The sequence below is a fragment of the Streptomyces sp. NPDC048521 genome, from assembly GCF_043199855.1.
In the GTDB taxonomy this organism is placed as follows: domain Bacteria; phylum Actinomycetota; class Actinomycetes; order Streptomycetales; family Streptomycetaceae; genus Streptomyces.
This window is the reverse complement of the sequence record NZ_JBICWR010000034.1, coordinates 36,924-53,266: the sequence shown is the minus strand read 5'-3', so window position 1 is coordinate 53,266 and position 16,343 is coordinate 36,924. Positions and strand designations below refer to the sequence as shown.

Genomic DNA, 16,343 nt, shown 5'->3' with positions numbered 1-16,343 from the left:
GCTGAAAGCATCTAAGCGGGAAGCCTGCTTCGAGATGAGGACTCCCACCCACTTGATGGGGTAAGGCTCCCAGTAGACGACTGGGTTGATAGGCCGGATCTGGAAGCCTGGTAACGGGTGGAGGTGACCGGTACTAATAGGCCGAGGGCTTGTCCATTGATGCTCGCGTCCACTGTGTTAGTTCTGAGGCAACGACCGTTGTCGGCTTTGAGCAGAACGCATAACAGAAAAGTGTGCTTGTTCGCTCGAAACCATTAGGGTTTCGGTGGTCATAGCGTGAGGGAAACGCCCGGTTACATTTCGAACCCGGAAGCTAAGCCTCACAGCGCCGATGGTACTGCAGGGGGGACCCTGTGGGAGAGTAGGACGCCGCCGAACAATCTTTGGAAGGGACCCCTGGTCACCAGCGTTCAGCTGGGACCAGGGGTCCCTTCGTTTTTACAATGCTTGTGGTACCGAAGACAGGAGTCACCATGTCCACCAACTCGCCCGACGACCGACCGGAGCGCGACCAGCGGCGACGGGACAGTGGTGACCGTGGGGACCGCGGCGGCTACCGCGGCGACCGTGGCGGCTTCCGTCGCGACAATGACCGTGGCGGATATGGCCGGCGTGACGACCACCGTGGTGGGGTCGGTCGGCGCGATGACCGACGTGACGACCGCGACCGCGGTGACCGCGGCGAGCGAGGCGGTTTCCGTCGCGACGATCGTCGGGACGACCGGCGCGATGACCGGCGTGACGACAGCCGTGGTGGTGGGTACCGCCGTGAGGGCGACCGTGGTTCGCGTCCTGGGTTCCAGCGTGACGACCGTGACCGCGGTGACCGCGGCGAGCGCGGCGGTTTCCGTCGCGACGACCGCAGGGACGACCGCCGTGACGACCGGCGGGACGACCGTGGGGACCGCGGCTACCGCCGCGACGACCGCGGCGGCGACCGCGGCGGCGACCGTCCTTCCTACCGGCGTGACGACGACCGTGGCGGATATGGCCGGCGTGACGACCACCGTGGTGGGTTCGGTCGGCGCGATGACCGACGTGACGACCGCGACCGCGGTGACCGCGGCGAGCGAGGCGGTTTCCGTCGCGACGACCGGCGCGATGACCGTCGGGATGACCGTCGGGATGACCGGCGCGATGACCGTCGGGATGACCGGCGTGACGACAGCCGTGGTGGTGGGTACCGCCGTGAGGGCGACCGTGGTTCGCGTCCTGGGTTCCAGCGTGACGACCGTGACCGCGGTGACCGCGGCGAGCGAGGCGGCTTCCGCCGCGACGACCGCAGGGACGATCGTCGAGACGACCGCCGCGACGACCGGCGGGACGACCGTGGGGACCGCGGCTACCGCCGCGACGACCGCGGCGGCGACCGCCCCGCCTTCCGTCGGGACGACCGCCGTGACGACCGCCGTGACGACCGCCGCGATGACCGGCGTGACGACCGGCGCGGTGAGGACCGTGGTGGCTTCCGTGGTCGCGACGACCGCGGTGGCTTCCGGGGGCGTGACGACCGTGGCGGCCGTGGGCCCCGTCGGGACGACCGTGGTGGTCGACCCGGTGGCTTCCGTGGGCGTGACGGACGGGACGACCGCCGTGGCGGTGGCCGTTTCCGGGACGAGCGCGACCGCGACCGGGACCGCGAGCCGATCAAGCGGCTGCCGATCCCGGAGGACGTCACCGGCGAGGAGATCGACAAGGACGTCCGGCAGGAGCTGCAGAGCCTGCCCAAGACGCTCGCGGACGACGTCGCCAAGAACCTGGTGATGGTCGCGCGGCTCATCGACGAGGACCCCGAGGGCGCGTACGGCTACTCCAAGGTGGCCCTGCGCCTGGCGTCCCGTGTGGCCGCCGTACGCGAGGCCGCCGGCTTCGCCGCGTACGCGAACCAGAAGTACGGCGAGGCCCTCGCCGAGTTCCGGGCCGCCCGCCGGATGACCGGCACCGTGGATCTGTGGCCGGTGATGGCCGACTGCGAGCGCGGGCTCGGGCGGCCGGAGAAGGCGCTGGACATGGCCGGCGCCCCGGAGGTGCAGAAACTGGACAAGGCCGGGCAGGTCGAGATGCGGCTCGTCGCGGCCGGTGCCCGGCGTGACATGGGGCAGCTGGACGCGGCCATCGTGACCCTGCAGAGCCCCGAGCTGGCCTCCAACGCCGTACAGCCGTGGACCGCGCGCCTGCGGTACGCCTATGCCGACGCCCTGCTGGCCGTGGGCCGGGAGAAGGAGGCGCGGGAGTGGTTCGCGAAGGCCGTCGAGGCCGACCGGGACGGCAGCACGGACGCGTCCGACCGGCTCGCCGAGCTGGACGGTGTGGAGTTCGTCGACGCCCTCGACGAGAGCGAGAGCGAGAGCGAAGGCGCCGGCAGCGGCAAGGGCGAGGGTGAGTCCGAGCAGGCCTCCTCGGAGGACGGCGACGAGGACTGACGTCGGTCACCGAGAAGAGGGCAGGCTCCCGTCGGGGCCTGCCCTCTTCCATGTCTGTGCCCAATCTTCCGTACTCCGCTAGATCTCCAGCGCCCGCAGCACCAGACCCGACGCCGGCTTCGGGCCGAAGGACGTCGACTTGCGCGGCATCGTCACGCCCTGGCGGGCCAGTTCGCGCACGACCTCTTCGCGTACCGGGTGCATCAGGACCGCGGTTCCGCCGTCGCGTTCGGCCTTGGCGACCGTGGCGGCCGTGTCGTGGATGTAGGCGATGTGGGCGGGGGAGTCCTCGGGGATGTGCCAGACGTGGTCGAGGAGCGTGGCGTGCAGGACCGTGGCGTCCAGGGAGCGCCAGGCGGCCGGGCGGTCCGCGGGGATCGTCCGGGCCAGCAGGCCCGGGTCGGGGCGGTCGAGCAGGTGGAAGGCGCCGTCACCGGCCAGCAGGAAGGCGTTGCCCGCGCAGGACGCGTCCGCCAGTACCTCCAGGGCCTCGGCCAGCGGCGCGTCGAGGCGTCGTACCCGGAACAGGCCGTCCACGGCGGAGAGCGCGTCGGCGACCGGCAGGCCGTGCAGCAGTCGGTGGATGGCGCGGACGCGCAGCGGGTAGCGGGCGGTGTCGACCAGGAGGACCAGACCGTGGTCCCAGGGGCTGGGGGAGGGGTGCTCCGCGCGCAGCCGGCGGTAGGTCGCCCAGCGGTGGTGGCCGTCGGCGATCAGGGCCTGGTGGTGGGCCAGCTCGGACTGGATGAGGGACATGTCGGCCGGTTCGGTGACCGACCACAGGCGGTGCTGGAAGCCGTCCTCGGTGGTCGTGGCGAGCAGGGGAGGGCGCTGCGCGGTGCGTTCGACGACCTCGGCCGCCGTGCCGTTGCCGCGGTAGGTCAGCAGCAGCGGCTCCAGGTTCGCGCGGGTGGCGCGCATCAGGGCCGCGCGGTCCGCGACCACGGGCGGCATGATGTCCTCGTGCGGCAGTACCACGCCCTCCTCGGGGTCGGAGACGCGCAGGGCGCCGATGACGCCGCGCTGGATCATGCCGTTGCCGTCCCGCTGCTCGTACACGTACAGGCCCGGCTCGGGGTCCGCGGTGAGGATGCCCTCGTCCAGCCAGCGGCGCAGGGTGTCCGCCGCCTGCTCGGTGCGGGCGCTGGGGGTGCCGGCCTCGGGCAGGATCAGCCGGACGATGTTGTGCGGGTCGGCCGACTGGAGGTGGTGGACCCCGTCGGGACGTACGACGACGTCGTACGGCGGAGAGGTGACGGAGGCCAGGCTGCCGACCCGGTCGGGGTCGTAACGGAGGCCGCGGAACGGGGTGAGTTCCAGGCCCCGGCGCGCCGTTGCTTCCGAGTGACCTGCAGTGTTCATCCCGGCATCGTACGTGTGTCAGTGGGGTGCGGGATGATCGGGGAAAGGCGAGTCAAGAGGAGCGATGTGGACATGAGCCAGGACGTCAGGACGAGGCCCGAGGGCAGTGGGCAGCCCCTGAACGAGGCGTACGACACGGCGCTGCTCGATCTGGACGGGGTGGTGTACGCGGGCGGGAACGCGATCGCGCACGCGGTGGATTCGCTGGCGGTGGCGCGGGCGGGCGGTATGCGTCTGGCGTACGTCACCAACAACGCGCTGCGGACGCCGGACGCCGTGGCCGGGCATCTGACGGAGCTGGGCATACCGTCGGGGGCCGAGGACGTCATCACCTCCGCGCAGGCCGTCGCGCGGCTGATCAGCGAGCAGGTGCCGGCCGGGGCGCGGGTGCTGGTGATCGGCGGTGAGGGCCTGCGGGTGGCGCTGCGCGAGCGGGGACTGACCCCGGTGGAGTCGGCGGACGAGGATCCGGCGGCGGTGGTGCAGGGGTACGGCGGGCCGGATCTGCCGTGGGGGCGGTTCGCGGAGGCGTCGTACGCGGTGGCGCGCGGGGTGCCGTGGTTCGCGTCCAACACCGATCTGACGATTCCGAGCGGGCGGGGCATCGCGCCGGGCAACGGGGCGGCCGTGGAGGTCGTGCGGATCGCGACCGGTGCCGAGCCGCAGGTGGCGGGCAAGCCGCTGCCGCCCATGCACAAGGAGACGATCATCCGGACGGGTGCGAAGCGGCCGCTGGTCGTCGGGGACCGGCTGGACACGGACATCGAGGGCGCGTTCAACGGCGGGGTCGACTCGCTGCTGGTGCTGACCGGTGTCACGGACGGGGCGCAACTGCTCGCCGCGCCGCCGCAGCACCGACCGACCTATGTGGACGCGGATCTGCGCGGGCTGCTCACCGGGCAGCCGGAGATCACCCGGGAGGGTGATGGTTTCCGCTGCGGTGGGTGGACGGCGACCGTCGGCGCGGACCGGCTGGAGCTGGAGGGCGACGGGGAGACGCTGGACGGGTTGCGCTCGCTGTGCGCGGCCGCCTGGACGGCGGCGGGGGACGGGTCCTGCGAGCTGGACGGGGGGAAGGCGCTGGCCCGGCTCGGACTGTGAACCGCATCGCGCGCACCCCGGGGATCGAGATCGCATGCGAGGGTAGGCTAACCTAACCTCGTGTTGGTCGACAGTCCTCCCGAACAGCGCGCGCAGACCGCCCCCGCGCCCCCAACCCGCCGGGCGGTGAGGGCCTTTGGGCTCCTGCTCGCCGTCGCGACCCTGGTGCTCGTCGCCCTGGCGAGCATCGCGATCGGGGCGAAAGCGCTGTCCCTGGACCAGGTCTGGCACGGCCTGTTCCACGACACGGGGACGTACGGTGACGTCGTCGTGGACGAGCGGATCTCGCGCACGGTCCTCGGCCTGCTGGTCGGTGCCGCGCTCGGCCTGGCGGGTGCGGTGCTGCAGGCGCTCACCCGGAACCCGCTGGCAGACCCGGGTCTGCTCGGGATCAACGCCGGCGCCTCCGCGGCCGTCGTCACGGCCGTCACCTACTTCGGCGTCACCAGCCTCACCGGCTATGTGTGGTTCGCCTTCCTGGGGGCCGCGGCGGTCGGCGCGTTGGTGTGGTTCCTGGGCGGCAGCCGGGGCGCCACCCCGGTACGGCTCGCGCTCGCCGGTACGGCGATCAGCGCGGCGCTCTACGGCTATCTCCAGGCCGCGATGATCCTGGACGACGCGGCGCTGGGCAAGATGCGCTTCTGGACGGTGGGTTCGCTGGCCTCGGCCACGGACTCGACCATCGTGCAGGTGCTGCCGTTCCTCGCGGTCGGCACGGTCCTCGCGCTCGCGCTGGCCCGGCCGCTGAACGCGGTGGAGATGGGCGACGACACCGCCCGCGCGCTCGGCGCCGACCTCGACCGCACCCGCGCCCTGGCCATGCTGGCCGCCACCGTGCTGTGCGGTGCGGCCACCGCCGCCTGCGGCCCGATCATGTTCGTCGGCCTGATGGTCCCGCACGTGGTGCGCTCCTTCACCGGCCCCGACCTGCGCTGGATCCTGCCGTACGCCACGGTCCTGTCGCCCGTGCTGCTGCTCGGCGCCGACGTCATCGGCCGGGTCGTGGTCCGCCCCGCGGAACTCCAGGTCGGCATCGTCACCGCGATCATCGGCGGCCCGGTCTTCATCTTTCTCGTACGACGGCGGAGGACGGCCCAGCTGTGAGGACACATCCCAGGAGCCGTGCCGTACGCACCCCGGGCGGGCTCTCCCTGCGCCTGGACCCGCGTGCCCTGATCGTCGTCGCCATCCTCCTGACCGCCGCGCTCGCCGCCGGTGTCGCGCTGATCGGCACCGGCGAGGCCCAGATCCCCGCGGCCGACGTGCTCAGGACGCTCGCCGGGAACGGCACCGCGTACCAGGACTTCATCGTCAACGAGCTGCGGCTGCCGCGCGTCCTCGTCGGCCTGCTGGTCGGCGCCTCGCTCGGTCTCGGCGGCGCGCTGTTCCAGACCATCTCCCGCAACCCGCTGGGCAGTCCGGACGTGCTCGGCCTGTCACAGGGCTCGACGGCCGGCGCGCTGATCGTGATCGTGCTGATGTCCGGCAGTTCCACGCAGGTCACGGTCGGCGCGCTGATCGGCGGACTGGCGACCGGCCTCGCGATCTATCTGCTCGCCTGGAAGCAGGGCGTGCACGGCTACCGCCTCGTCCTGGTCGGCATCGGTGTCTCCGCCGTCGTCACCGCGGTCAACGGCTATCTGCTCACCAAGGCCGACCTGGTCGACGCGGCCCGCGCGGTCGTGTGGATGACCGGCTCGCTCAACGGCCGTGACTGGTCCCAGGTCTGGCCGCTGCTCGGCCTGTGCGCGGTCCTCGTCCCGCTGGTCCTCGCCAACGCGCGCGGCCTGAGGATGATGGAGATGGGCGACGACGTCGCAGGCGCCCTCGGCGTGCGCGTCCAGCCCGTCCGGCTGCTGCTGATGGTCTGCGCCGTACTGCTGACCGCGGCCGCCACCGCCGCCGCCGGACCCGTCAGCTTCGTGGCCCTCACCGCTCCGCAGCTCGCCCGGCGTCTGACCCGCTCGCCGGGGCCGAACCTGGTGCCCTCCCTCTGCATGGGCGCCACCCTGCTGGTCGCGGCGGACTGGGCCTCGCAGCGCGCCTTCGGCGCCGACCAGCTGCCCGTCGGCGTGGTCACCGGCGTCCTCGGCGGCGGCTATCTGCTGTGGCTGCTGGTCACCGAGCGCAGGGCGGGCCGGATATGAAGCGCACGCAGGGCGGGCCGGACCTGAGCGGCACGAACACGAACACGACGAGGAGCACTGTGAACCGCCTGTCCGCCGAGAACGTCACCCTCGCCTACGACCAGCGCGTGATCGCCGAACAGCTGTCCGTGGAGATCCCCGACAACTCCTTCACGGTCATCGTCGGCCCGAACGCGTGCGGCAAGTCCACACTGCTGCGGGCACTGTCACGGATGCTCAAGCCCAGTCGGGGCCGGGTGCTGCTCGACGGACAGGCCATCCAGTCGATGCCCGCGAAGAAGGTGGCGCGGACCCTCGGCCTGCTCCCGCAGTCGTCCATCGCGCCCGACGGCATCACGGTCGCCGACCTCGTCGGCCGGGGCCGCTACCCGCACCAGGGCCTGTTGCGCCAGTGGTCCGCGCAGGACGAGCGGGTCGTCCAGGAGTCGATGCGGCAGACCGGGGTCGCCGAGCTGGCCGACCGGTACGTGGACGAGCTGTCCGGCGGACAGCGGCAGCGCGTGTGGATCGCCATGGCACTGGCCCAGCAGACCCCGCTGCTGCTCCTGGACGAGCCGACCACCTACCTCGACATCCAGCACCAGATCGACGTCCTCGACCTGTGCGCCGAGCTGCACGAGACCCAGGGCCGCACCCTGGTGGCCGTCCTGCACGACCTGAACCACGCCGCCCGCTACGCCACCCACCTCATCGCCCTGCGCGGCGGCGAGGTCATCGCCGAGGGCGCCCCGAACGACATCGTGACGGCCGAGCTGGTCGAGCAGGTCTTCGGGCTGCGCTGCCAGGTCATCGACGACCCGGAGACGGGGACCCCGCTGGTGGTGCCGGCCGCGCGCAAGGCACGGGCGGAGAAGGTCACAGCAGCTTCCTGAGCCGGAACAGGTCCAGCAGGCTCGCCTCCAGCTTCACCCGGCCCCTGCCCCAGGCGGTCGCGAAGTTCAGCTCGCCGTCCACCAGGGCCAGCAGGTCGTCACCGGCCATGACGAGCCCGATCTGCGCCTTCTCGCGCGGTGGCCCCGGGTGGGTCTCGTCGACCTCGATCCGGCCGCCGGTCATCCGGCCCGCGAAGGTGACGTCGAGGTCGGTGATGTGGCAGCTCACCGAGCGGTCCAGGGCGGCGGCCGCGCGCACCTCGCCCTCGGCCCCCTGCATGTTGTCCGAAAGCTTTCCCAGTGCGGCGCGGCACTCCTCGATCGTGGCCATCGCCACCGACGGTACCCCAGTGGTTCGGGGTAGCGTCTGGGCATGAGCGAGTCCGTGTCCGAGGCCGAGGTCGTCCCGCAGGCCGCCGCGATCGTCACAGAGCCGGAGCCGGAGCCGGAGCCGGAGCCGGAGCCGGGGCCCGAGCCCGAGCCCGAGTACGAGCCCGCCGCACCCGCCCCCCTGGACGTTCCGCGCACCCCCACCGGCAACGCCGAGGTCGACGCCCAGCTGGAGCGGCTGGCCGACGCCGACCACCTCGCCACCGACGGACACCTGGCGGTGTACGAGGATGTACACCGGGGGCTGCGCGACGCGCTCACCGCGCTCGACGCCCGCCCGGGACCTCCGGCGCCCCCTTCGGCGTATGGAAACAGGAGCTGAACCGAACGTGGCAGGAGTCGCACGCCGTCGTCTGGACGCGGAGCTGGTCCGCCGGAAGCTCGCGCGCTCGCGCGAGCACGCCGGCCAGCTGATCGCCGCCGGCCGGGTCACCGTCGGCAAGACCGTCGCGACCAAGTCGGCCACGCAGGTGGAGACCGCCGCGGCGATCGTGGTCCAGGCCGACGACAGCGACCCCGACTACGTCTCGCGGGGCGGCCACAAGCTCGCCGGCGCGCTGGAGGTCTTCGTACCGCAGGGGCTCGTCGTCGAGGGCCGGCGCGCGCTGGACGCCGGGGCGTCCACCGGCGGCTTCACCGACGTCCTGCTGCGCGGGGGCGCCGCCCACGTCGTCGCGGTGGACGTCGGATACGGACAGCTCGCCTGGTCTCTGCAGAGTGATGAACGCGTCACCGTCAAGGACCGTACGAACGTACGCGAGTTGACGCTTGAGGCGATCGATGGGAAACCTGTGGATCTTGTCGTGGGCGATCTGTCCTTCATTCCGCTCGGGCTGGTGCTGCCCGCCCTGAAGCGGTGCGTGAAGCCGGACGCCGACCTGGTGATGATGGTCAAGCCGCAGTTCGAGGTGGGCAAGGAACGGCTCGGCAGCGGGGGTGTCGTGCGGAGTCCGCAGCTGCGGGCGGAGGCCGTGCGGGGAGTGGCCGAGAAGGCCTGGGAGCTGGGGCTCGGGGTGCGTGGCGTCACCGCGAGTCCGCTGCCGGGTCCCTCGGGGAACGTGGAGTACTTTCTCTGGCTGCGGTCCGGGGCCCCCGCACTGGACCCGGCCGACGTCGACCGTGCAGTGGCGGAGGGGCCGCGTTGACACAGAACCTGGCGCGTACTGTTTTCCTGCTGGCCCACACCGGGCGGCCCGCGGCGATCCGCAGCGCGGAACTCGTCGTCAAGGGGCTGCTGCGGCACGGCATCGGGGTGCGGGTACTGGAGGAGGAGGCGCGCGATCTGCCGCTGCCGGACGAGGTGCGACTGGTCAAGGAGGCGACTGCGCAGTGCCTCGACGGCTGCGAGCTGCTGATCGTCCTCGGCGGCGACGGCACGCTGCTGCGGGGGGCCGAGTTCGCGCGGGCCTCCGGGGTGCCGATGCTCGGCGTCAACCTCGGGCGCGTCGGGTTCCTCGCGGAGGCCGAGCGGGACGACCTCGACCGGGTGGTCGACCGGGTGGTGGCGCGGTCGTACGAGGTCGAGGAGCGGATGACCGTCGACGTCGTCGTGCACCGCAACGGGGACATCGTGCACACCGACTGGGCGCTGAACGAGGCGGCCGTGCAGAAGGCGGGCGCCGAGAAGCTGCTCGAGGTCGTGCTGGAGATCGACGGGCGGCCGGTGACGGGGTTCGGCTGTGACGGGGTCGTCCTGTCGACGCCCACCGGGTCCACGGCGTACGCGTTCTCCGCCGGAGGGCCCGTGGTGTGGCCGGAGGTGGAGGCGCTGCTGATGGTGCCGATCAGCGCGCACGCGTTGTTCGCGAAGCCGCTGGTCACTTCGCCGGATTCGGTGCTCGCGGTGGAGGTCCTGCCGCACATTCCGCCCGGCGTTCTGTGGTGCGACGGGCGGCGGACCGTGGAGTTGCCGCCCGGGGCGCGGGTGGAGGTGCGGCGGGGGGCTGTGCCGGTGCGGCTCGCTCGGCTGCACCATTCCTCGTTCACGGATCGGCTCGTGGCGAAGTTCGCGTTGCCGACCACCGGGTGGCGGGGGGCGCCGCACTAGCCGACCGGGGGGCGCCTCCGAGACGGCGGCCGCGGCTCTCGTCGTGGCTTGTCGTGTGGTTCCCCGCGCCCGGTGGGCGAAGACACTCGCCGGGGTGACGTGGGCGGGCCATGTGCACTCCCCGCCCCGGACCTCGTATGGTCTGTTCCGTGTTGGAGGAGATGCGGATACGGTCGCTCGGGGTCATCGACGATGCGGTCGTCGAGCTGTCGCCGGGGTTCACAGCCGTCACCGGTGAGACGGGTGCGGGCAAGACCATGGTGGTCACCAGCCTGGGGCTGCTGCTCGGTGGCCGGGCGGACCCGGCGCTCGTGCGGATCGGGGCCGAGAAGGCGGTCGTGGAGGGGCGGATCGCCGTACCCGCGGACGCCGCCGCCGTCGTACGCGCCGAGGAGGCCGGGGCCGAACTGGACGACGGGGCGTTGCTGATCAGCCGTACCGTTTCCGCCGAGGGCCGCTCGCGGGCGCACCTGGGCGGGCGCAGCGTGCCCGTGGGGCTGCTCGCCGAGCTGGCGGACGATCTGGTGGCCGTGCACGGGCAGACCGACCAGCAGGGGCTGCTGAAGCTGTCCCGGCAGCGGCAGGCGCTCGACCGGTACGCCGGGGACGCGGTCGCCGTGCCGCTCGCCAAGTACACGGAGGCCTACCGCCGGCTGCGGGCCGCATCCGCCGAGCTGGAGGAGATCACCACGCGCGCGCGTGAGCGGGCGCAGGAAGCCGACATGCTGCGGTACGGGCTCGACGAGATCGCCGCCGTGGAGCCGCGGGCCGGGGAGGACGTCGAGCTGGCCGAGGAGGCGGAGCGGCTGGGGCACGCCGAGGCCCTGTCGTCCGCCGCGACGGCCGCGCACGCCGCTCTCGCGGGCAATCCCGAGGATCCCGAGGGGATCGACGCCTCGACCCTCGTCGCGGGCGCCCACCGCGCCCTGGAGGCCGTGCGCTCGCACGATCCGGCGCTGGCCGCGCTCGCCGACCGGATCGGGGAGATCGGGATCCTGCTGGGCGATGTCGCGGGTGAGCTGGCGGGGTACGCCGACGATCTCGACGCGGATCCGCTGCGGCTGGCCGCGGTGGAGGAGCGCAGGGCCGCGCTCAACGGGCTCACCCGCAAGTACGGGGACGACGTGGGTGCCGTCCTGGCCTGGGCCGAGCAGAGCGCCGCACGGCTCACCGAGCTGGACGGCGACGACGAGCGGATCGAGGAGCTGACCGCCGAGCGGGACGCGCTGCGCGTCGAACTGGGCGGGCTCGCGCAGGCCTTGACGGACGCGCGGACGGAGGCCGCCGAGCGGTTCGCCGCCGCCGTGACCGCCGAGCTCGCCTCCCTCGCCATGCCCCACGCGCGCGTGTCCTTCGACATCCGGCAGACCGAGGACCCCGAGGGGGTCGAGGTCGGCGGACGTACGGTCGCGTACGGGCCCTCGGGCGTCGACGAGGTCGAGCTGCTGCTCGCCCCGCACCCGGGCGCCCCGCCCCGGCCCGTCGCCAAGGGCGCGTCCGGTGGTGAGCTGTCCCGCGTGATGCTGGCCGTGGAGGTCGTGTTCGCGGGCACCGACCCCGTGCCGACGTACCTCTTCGACGAGGTCGACGCCGGTGTCGGTGGCAAGGCGGCGGTCGAGATCGGGCGGCGCCTGGCGAAGCTCGCCAGGACCGCGCAGGTCGTCGTGGTCACCCACCTGCCCCAGGTCGCCGCCTTCGCGGACCGGCAGCTGCTGGTCGAGAAGACCGACGACGGGTCCGTCACCCGGTCCGGCGTGAAGGTCCTGGAGGGCGAGGAACGCGTCCGCGAGCTGTCCCGCATGCTGGCCGGCCAGGAGGACTCCGAGACGGCCCGCGCGCACGCGGAGGAGCTGCTGGCGACGGCCCGGGCGGACGGGTGAGGGGCCGGACCGGCTCCTTGGCGTTCACTGCCGCGGTCACCCGCGCGGGCATGGCCGTCCTGCGGAGGACCGCGCCCGGCGGGCGGGCGCTTGGGGAGCGGGTGAACCACGCCGGGCGGGCCGTCGGGATGTATGCCGGTCCTGCGTCGGCCGGGGCGGCGGCGGTGGGGGCCGCGCGGGTCCACCCCGCTGCCGGGCTCGCGGTGCTGGCGGCCGGGGTCTGCGGGGCGTACGACGATGTCGCCGGGGACCACCGGCGCGGGTTCCGGGCGCATCTGGGGGCGTTGCGGGACGGCGAGGTCACCAGCGGTGCCGTCAAGTTGTTCGGGATTTCGGCCGCGGGGCTGGTGGCGGGCGCCCTGATGAAGGAGCGGCCGGTGGACAAGGCACTGGCCGGTGTCGTGATCGCGGGGGCCGCGCACTTCGTCAACCTGGTCGACGTACGCCCCGGGCGGGCCGTGGGCGCGGTGCTCGCGCTCGGGGCGCCGGGACTGCTGCGGAAGGGACCGGGCGGCGAACTGACCGCGGCCGCCGTGGGCGCCGCCGCGGCCGTGCTGCCCGACGACCTCGGCGAGCGCACGATGATCGGGGACACGGGGGCGCACGCGCTCGGGGCGGCGCTCGGTACCGCCGTGGTCGTGTGCAACCGGCGCGCGGGGCTGCTCGCGCACGCCGTCGCCGTCGTGGCCGCCGCCGCGTACGGGGACCGGGTGACCGCGTGGGCGCGGGCCCTGTGAGGCACCGCGCGGGAGGTACGGCCGTTGCGGACGGCTGCGCGGGTGGTACGGGCGCTGCGGATGACTGCGCCGGTGGTACGGGGCGCCGTGCGGGGATGCGGGTGCTCTGAGGGGCTGAGCCCGTCGCGTGGGGGTGCTGGGGGCGGCTGACCTCGCGGGACCCGACCCCGAGGCGTCCCGGCGTGCCGGGGTGCATCTCACCCGTGTGGGTGACGTGCTCCGGCGCATTGCCCCGGCCCGCCGCACGGTGCGCCCACCCACGTTTCCCTGAACGGCCGTACGTCCTGGCATGCTTGGCACGGAACGCGGGGCGGGCGGCGGGTCGGGACAGTCCGCGCCGGAGGCGCGCGGGGTACGTCCTTCCACCCCCCTGACCCCGCTACCTTCTGTACGTTTCCTCGTGACCACACCACGCCGAACCAGGAGCCCCGGCCGCGTGAGCCCCGTGAGCAGCAACGCACCGCACGGCCAGTCGCCGCTGCGCACCGTGCAGGTGCTGGGCGGAGGCAACGCCGGCAGCAGCGCGCACGTACGTTCGCTCGCTGAGGGGCTCGTGGCGAGGGGCGTGCGGGTCACGGTGTGCGCCCCCGTCGAGGCCGACCGCGCCTACGACTTCAGCGGGGCCGGCGCCGCGCACGTACACGTGCCACGCAGCAGCGACCCGGCCTCCGTGGCCGCGCTCCGGGCGGCCTGCGCCGACGCCGACCTCGTGCACGCGCATGGCCTGCACGCCTCCTTCCGCGCCGTGCTCGCGCTCGGCGGACGCAGCACCCCTCTGGTGGTCACCTGGCACAACCGGGCGCGGGCCGACGGGGCACGGGCGCATCTGCTGCGGCTGCTGGAGCGGCGGGTGGTGAAGACAGCGGCCGTCGTCCTCGGCACCAGCTCCGACCTGGTCGACCGGGCCCGCCGGAGCGGCGCGCGCGACGCCCGGCTCGCGGCCGTCGGCCTGCCGGGAGGGCGCCGGCCCTTCGCCGCTCTCGGCCGCGCCCGAGCGGGGGAATCCCCGTCCCATGACGACCTCGACCGGTTGCGGCCCAAGATCCGGGCCGAACTCGGCACCACCGGCCGCCCCTTGCTCATCGCGGTCGGCTCCCTCGACCGGCACCGCGGCTACGAGGTCCTGCTCGACGCGGCCCGCGCCTGGCGGGACCTGGACCCCGTGCCGCTGGTGGTCATTGCCGGGGAGGGCCCGCTGCGGCCGGTGCTGCAGCGGCGGATCGAGGACGAGGAACTGCCGGTGCGGCTCATCGGCCGCCGCGAGGACGTGCCCGAGTTGCTCGCAGCCGCCGATCTGGCGCTGCTGACCAGCAGTTGGGAGTCGCGGTCGGTCTTCGCCCAGGAGGCGCTGCACGCGCGCGTACCGCTCGTCGCGACCCGCGTCGGCGGCAACCCGGACCTCGTCGGCGATGCCGCCGAACTCGTCCCGTACGGCGATGCGGAGGCGCTCGCCGAAGCCGTCGTACGACTGCTCGCCGACCCCGAGCGGCGAGAGCGGCTGCGGGAGCTGGGCCTGCGGCAGGCCGCCACCTGGCCGACGGAGGACGAGACCGTCGCCCAGGTGCTCAGCGTGTACGACGAGTTGACCCAGCCCCGGCCGCTCGCCTAAGAGACGTGGCGGCGGGCACGGAGGGCCAGGCTCAATGCCAGGACCGTCTGCGGGTCGTCGAGGTCGGTGCCGAGCAACTCCCCGATGCGGGCCAGGCGGTTGTAGAGGGTCTGGCGGTTGAGGTGCAGTTCGCGGGCCGTCTCGGCCTTGCGGCCGGCGTGCGCCAGGTAGGTCTCCAGGGTCGGCAGCAGCGGTGGCCTGGAGCGGTGGTCGTGGTCGCGCAGCGGGCCGATCGCGCGGTCCACGAAGGCCGCCAGGTCCGGGTGGTCGCGCAGCCGCCACAGCAGCAGGTCGATGTCGAGGCGGCGGGCGTCGTACCAGGGCCGGTCGGTCAGGCCCTGGGCCGCCGTCGCCGTCTCCGCCGCGTGCCTCAGCCCCGCCGAGGCGGCCGCCCAGCCACCCGCCACTGCGACGACCACCACCGGCGGGGGAGAGCCCGGCCGTCGCATCCCGGCCCGCTCCACACCCGCGCGCAGCGCCGCCGCCACCCGGTCCGCGACCGCCGACCGCTCCGGCTCCGAGCGCAGCCCCAGCAGCACCAGCACCCGGCCCTCCACCGGCCGCACCCCCAGCAGCACCGGCACCCCCACCGCGGCCAGCTCCTCCGAGACCGCCCTGGCCAGCACCGCCCACCCGCCGCCGGGGGAGAGGGAGTCGCCGATGCGCATCACCACGGGCAGCAGCGGGCTGTCGCCGGGCTTGAAGCCGAGGACCCGGGCCTGCGCCGGCGCGTCCTCCGCCGTGATGCGGCCCTCGGCGAGATCGGTGAGGAAGTCACCGCGGCCGCGAGCCGCCAGCTCCTCCTCCTGCCGGGCCTGCATCAGCACCACGGCCAGGATGCCCGCGGCCCGCTCGGCGGCGATCCGGTGCACCGGAGCCAGCGGTGAGCGCACCGGCAGCAGAACGAGCCGGGCGCGTACCGAGCCCGCCGTACCGGGACCGCCGCCGGGCACGTCCACGAGCACCGAACCGGCCGGCGGCGGGGCGTCCTTGTGCGGGCCGCGCAGCCCCTCCCACACCTGCAACGGATCCGCGCCCTCGGGCCCGGACCCGGCGGCGTACAGCAGCCGGCCGTCCGCCGTCTCCAGGAACACGGGATTGGCGCCGAAGTCGGCCAGGATGCCGAGCACCTGCGGCACACCGCCACCGCTCAGCAGGGCCTCGGTGCAGCGCCGGTGCACCTCCTCCGCCCGCTGCAGCAGCGCGTAGTGGCCGTTGACGATCTCGGTGTGGATCTCCTCGGTCACGGTCACGAACGGCACCTCGCGGTGCAGCTGGACCAGCGGGAGCCCGGCGCTGCGGGCGGTGTCCACCAGGGCGGCGGGCAGCCGGGTGAAGCGCGGGCCCAGCTCCACCACCAGGGCGGCGATCCCGCGCTCGGCGAGGGTCCGTACGAAGGCCCGCTGGTCGGCGGGGCGGGTGCCGAGGCCGTAGCCGGTGGTGAGCAGCAGCTCGCCGCCCTTGAGCAGCGAGGCGATGTTCGGCACCTCGCCCGCGTGCACCCAGCGCACGGTCCGCCCCAGCCGGTCGGCGCCCGCCAGGATCTCCGGCAGCCCGCTGCGCAGGCCGGGCAGCTCCAGTGCCCGCTGAACGGTGATCCCGGCGCCCTGGGTGTCGAATCGGTGGTCCGTGCGGCTGTCCATGCAGCGGACGCTACCCGCGCGCACGTTCCGGCGACATCTCCGCGCGGTTACGGGGGCGATCATGAGGCCCTCGCGCACGACACGGCGTCGCCCCGGGCGCCGGATCGCACGGGCGCACCGGGGACATCACCG

15 protein-coding genes and 2 rRNA genes are annotated in these 16,343 nt (G+C 73.6%); 14 read left to right on the top strand and 3 right to left on the bottom strand.

Annotation, left to right across the window (positions count from 1 at the left end; genetic code table 11):
* The 4 genes from ACGFRF_RS40500 to ACGFRF_RS40485 form a co-directional block, all read left to right on the top strand.
* Positions 1 to 157 (top strand): 23S ribosomal RNA (locus ACGFRF_RS40500); the annotation flags it as partial.
* Between the two features lie 104 nt (positions 158 to 261).
* Positions 262 to 378: ribosomal RNA gene (gene rrf / locus ACGFRF_RS40495) — 5S ribosomal RNA — on the top strand.
* Between the two features lie 159 nt (positions 379 to 537).
* Positions 538 to 1,764: a hypothetical protein gene (locus tag ACGFRF_RS40490; protein ID WP_393748970.1), complete on the top strand. Its 1,227-nt coding sequence runs from the start codon at positions 538 to 540 to the stop codon at positions 1,762 to 1,764.
* Complete coding sequence (locus ACGFRF_RS40485; RefSeq protein ID WP_393748968.1) at positions 1,656 to 2,423, top strand: hypothetical protein; 768 nt, start codon at positions 1,656 to 1,658, stop codon at positions 2,421 to 2,423. Before ACGFRF_RS40490 ends, ACGFRF_RS40485 begins: the two co-directional genes overlap by 109 nt.
* Before the next feature lie 78 nt (positions 2,424 to 2,501).
* Here the strand turns inward: ACGFRF_RS40485 and ACGFRF_RS40480 are convergent, their stop codons facing one another.
* A complete protein-coding gene (locus tag ACGFRF_RS40480) occupies positions 2,502 to 3,785 on the bottom strand; it encodes a DUF1015 domain-containing protein (RefSeq protein ID WP_393748960.1) in 1,284 nt (427 codons plus the stop codon).
* 72 nt (positions 3,786 to 3,857) lie between these two features.
* On the opposite strand from ACGFRF_RS40480, the gene ACGFRF_RS40475 reads away from it, so the two are divergent.
* From ACGFRF_RS40475 to ACGFRF_RS40460, 4 genes are read left to right on the top strand one after another with little or no spacing between them, the layout of a single operon-like run.
* Positions 3,858 to 4,886, top strand: coding sequence for an HAD-IIA family hydrolase (locus ACGFRF_RS40475; protein ID WP_393748958.1), 1,029 nt, complete (start codon positions 3,858 to 3,860; stop codon positions 4,884 to 4,886).
* A 60-nt stretch (positions 4,887 to 4,946) separates the two neighbouring features.
* Entirely contained in the window at positions 4,947 to 5,990 is a 1,044-nt protein-coding gene (locus tag ACGFRF_RS40470; RefSeq protein WP_393748956.1) for a FecCD family ABC transporter permease, read from the top strand.
* The gene (locus tag ACGFRF_RS40465; protein ID WP_393748954.1) at positions 5,987 to 7,033 is read left to right on the top strand and encodes a FecCD family ABC transporter permease; all 1,047 of its coding nucleotides are present in this window, start codon (positions 5,987 to 5,989) and stop codon (positions 7,031 to 7,033) included. Before ACGFRF_RS40470 ends, ACGFRF_RS40465 begins: the two co-directional genes overlap by 4 nt.
* Positions 7,034 to 7,092: 59 nt before the next feature.
* Positions 7,093 to 7,905, top strand: a complete 813-nt coding sequence (locus ACGFRF_RS40460) for an ABC transporter ATP-binding protein (protein ID WP_393748952.1) — start codon at positions 7,093 to 7,095, stop codon at positions 7,903 to 7,905.
* Here ACGFRF_RS40460 and ACGFRF_RS40455 read toward each other — a convergent pair.
* The gene (locus ACGFRF_RS40455; protein WP_393748950.1) at positions 7,889 to 8,236 is read right to left on the bottom strand and encodes a sterol-binding protein; all 348 of its coding nucleotides are present in this window, start codon (positions 8,234 to 8,236) and stop codon (positions 7,889 to 7,891) included. The genes ACGFRF_RS40460 and ACGFRF_RS40455 overlap by 17 nt on opposite strands.
* A gap of 42 nt (positions 8,237 to 8,278) precedes the next feature.
* Here ACGFRF_RS40455 and ACGFRF_RS40450 point away from each other — a divergent pair, with 42 nt between their 5' ends.
* From ACGFRF_RS40450 to ACGFRF_RS40425, 6 genes are all read left to right on the top strand, one after another.
* A complete protein-coding gene (locus tag ACGFRF_RS40450; RefSeq protein WP_393748948.1) occupies positions 8,279 to 8,617 on the top strand; it encodes a hypothetical protein in 339 nt (112 codons plus the stop codon).
* A 7-nt stretch (positions 8,618 to 8,624) separates the two neighbouring features.
* The gene (locus ACGFRF_RS40445; RefSeq protein ID WP_393748946.1) at positions 8,625 to 9,440 is read left to right on the top strand and encodes a TlyA family RNA methyltransferase; all 816 of its coding nucleotides are present in this window, start codon (positions 8,625 to 8,627) and stop codon (positions 9,438 to 9,440) included.
* The gene (locus ACGFRF_RS40440; RefSeq protein ID WP_393748945.1) at positions 9,437 to 10,342 is read left to right on the top strand and encodes an NAD kinase; all 906 of its coding nucleotides are present in this window, start codon (positions 9,437 to 9,439) and stop codon (positions 10,340 to 10,342) included. Before ACGFRF_RS40445 ends, ACGFRF_RS40440 begins: the two co-directional genes overlap by 4 nt.
* A 137-nt stretch (positions 10,343 to 10,479) precedes the next feature.
* Positions 10,480 to 12,222, top strand: coding sequence for a DNA repair protein RecN (gene recN / locus ACGFRF_RS40435; protein ID WP_393748943.1), 1,743 nt, complete (start codon positions 10,480 to 10,482; stop codon positions 12,220 to 12,222).
* 50 nt (positions 12,223 to 12,272) lie between these two features.
* Positions 12,273 to 12,959, top strand: coding sequence for a hypothetical protein (locus tag ACGFRF_RS40430; RefSeq protein ID WP_393748966.1), 687 nt, complete (start codon positions 12,273 to 12,275; stop codon positions 12,957 to 12,959).
* Positions 12,960 to 13,395: 436 nt separating this feature from the next.
* Complete coding sequence (locus ACGFRF_RS40425; RefSeq protein ID WP_393748941.1) at positions 13,396 to 14,568, top strand: glycosyltransferase family 4 protein; 1,173 nt, start codon at positions 13,396 to 13,398, stop codon at positions 14,566 to 14,568.
* Here ACGFRF_RS40425 and ACGFRF_RS40420 read toward each other — a convergent pair.
* Positions 14,565 to 16,211 (bottom strand): PucR family transcriptional regulator, encoded by a 1,647-nt coding sequence (locus ACGFRF_RS40420; RefSeq protein WP_393748939.1) that lies wholly within the window; start codon positions 16,209 to 16,211, stop codon positions 14,565 to 14,567. The two genes, ACGFRF_RS40425 and ACGFRF_RS40420, sit on opposite strands and share 4 nt — an antisense overlap.
* Positions 16,212 to 16,343 lie beyond the last annotated feature (132 nt).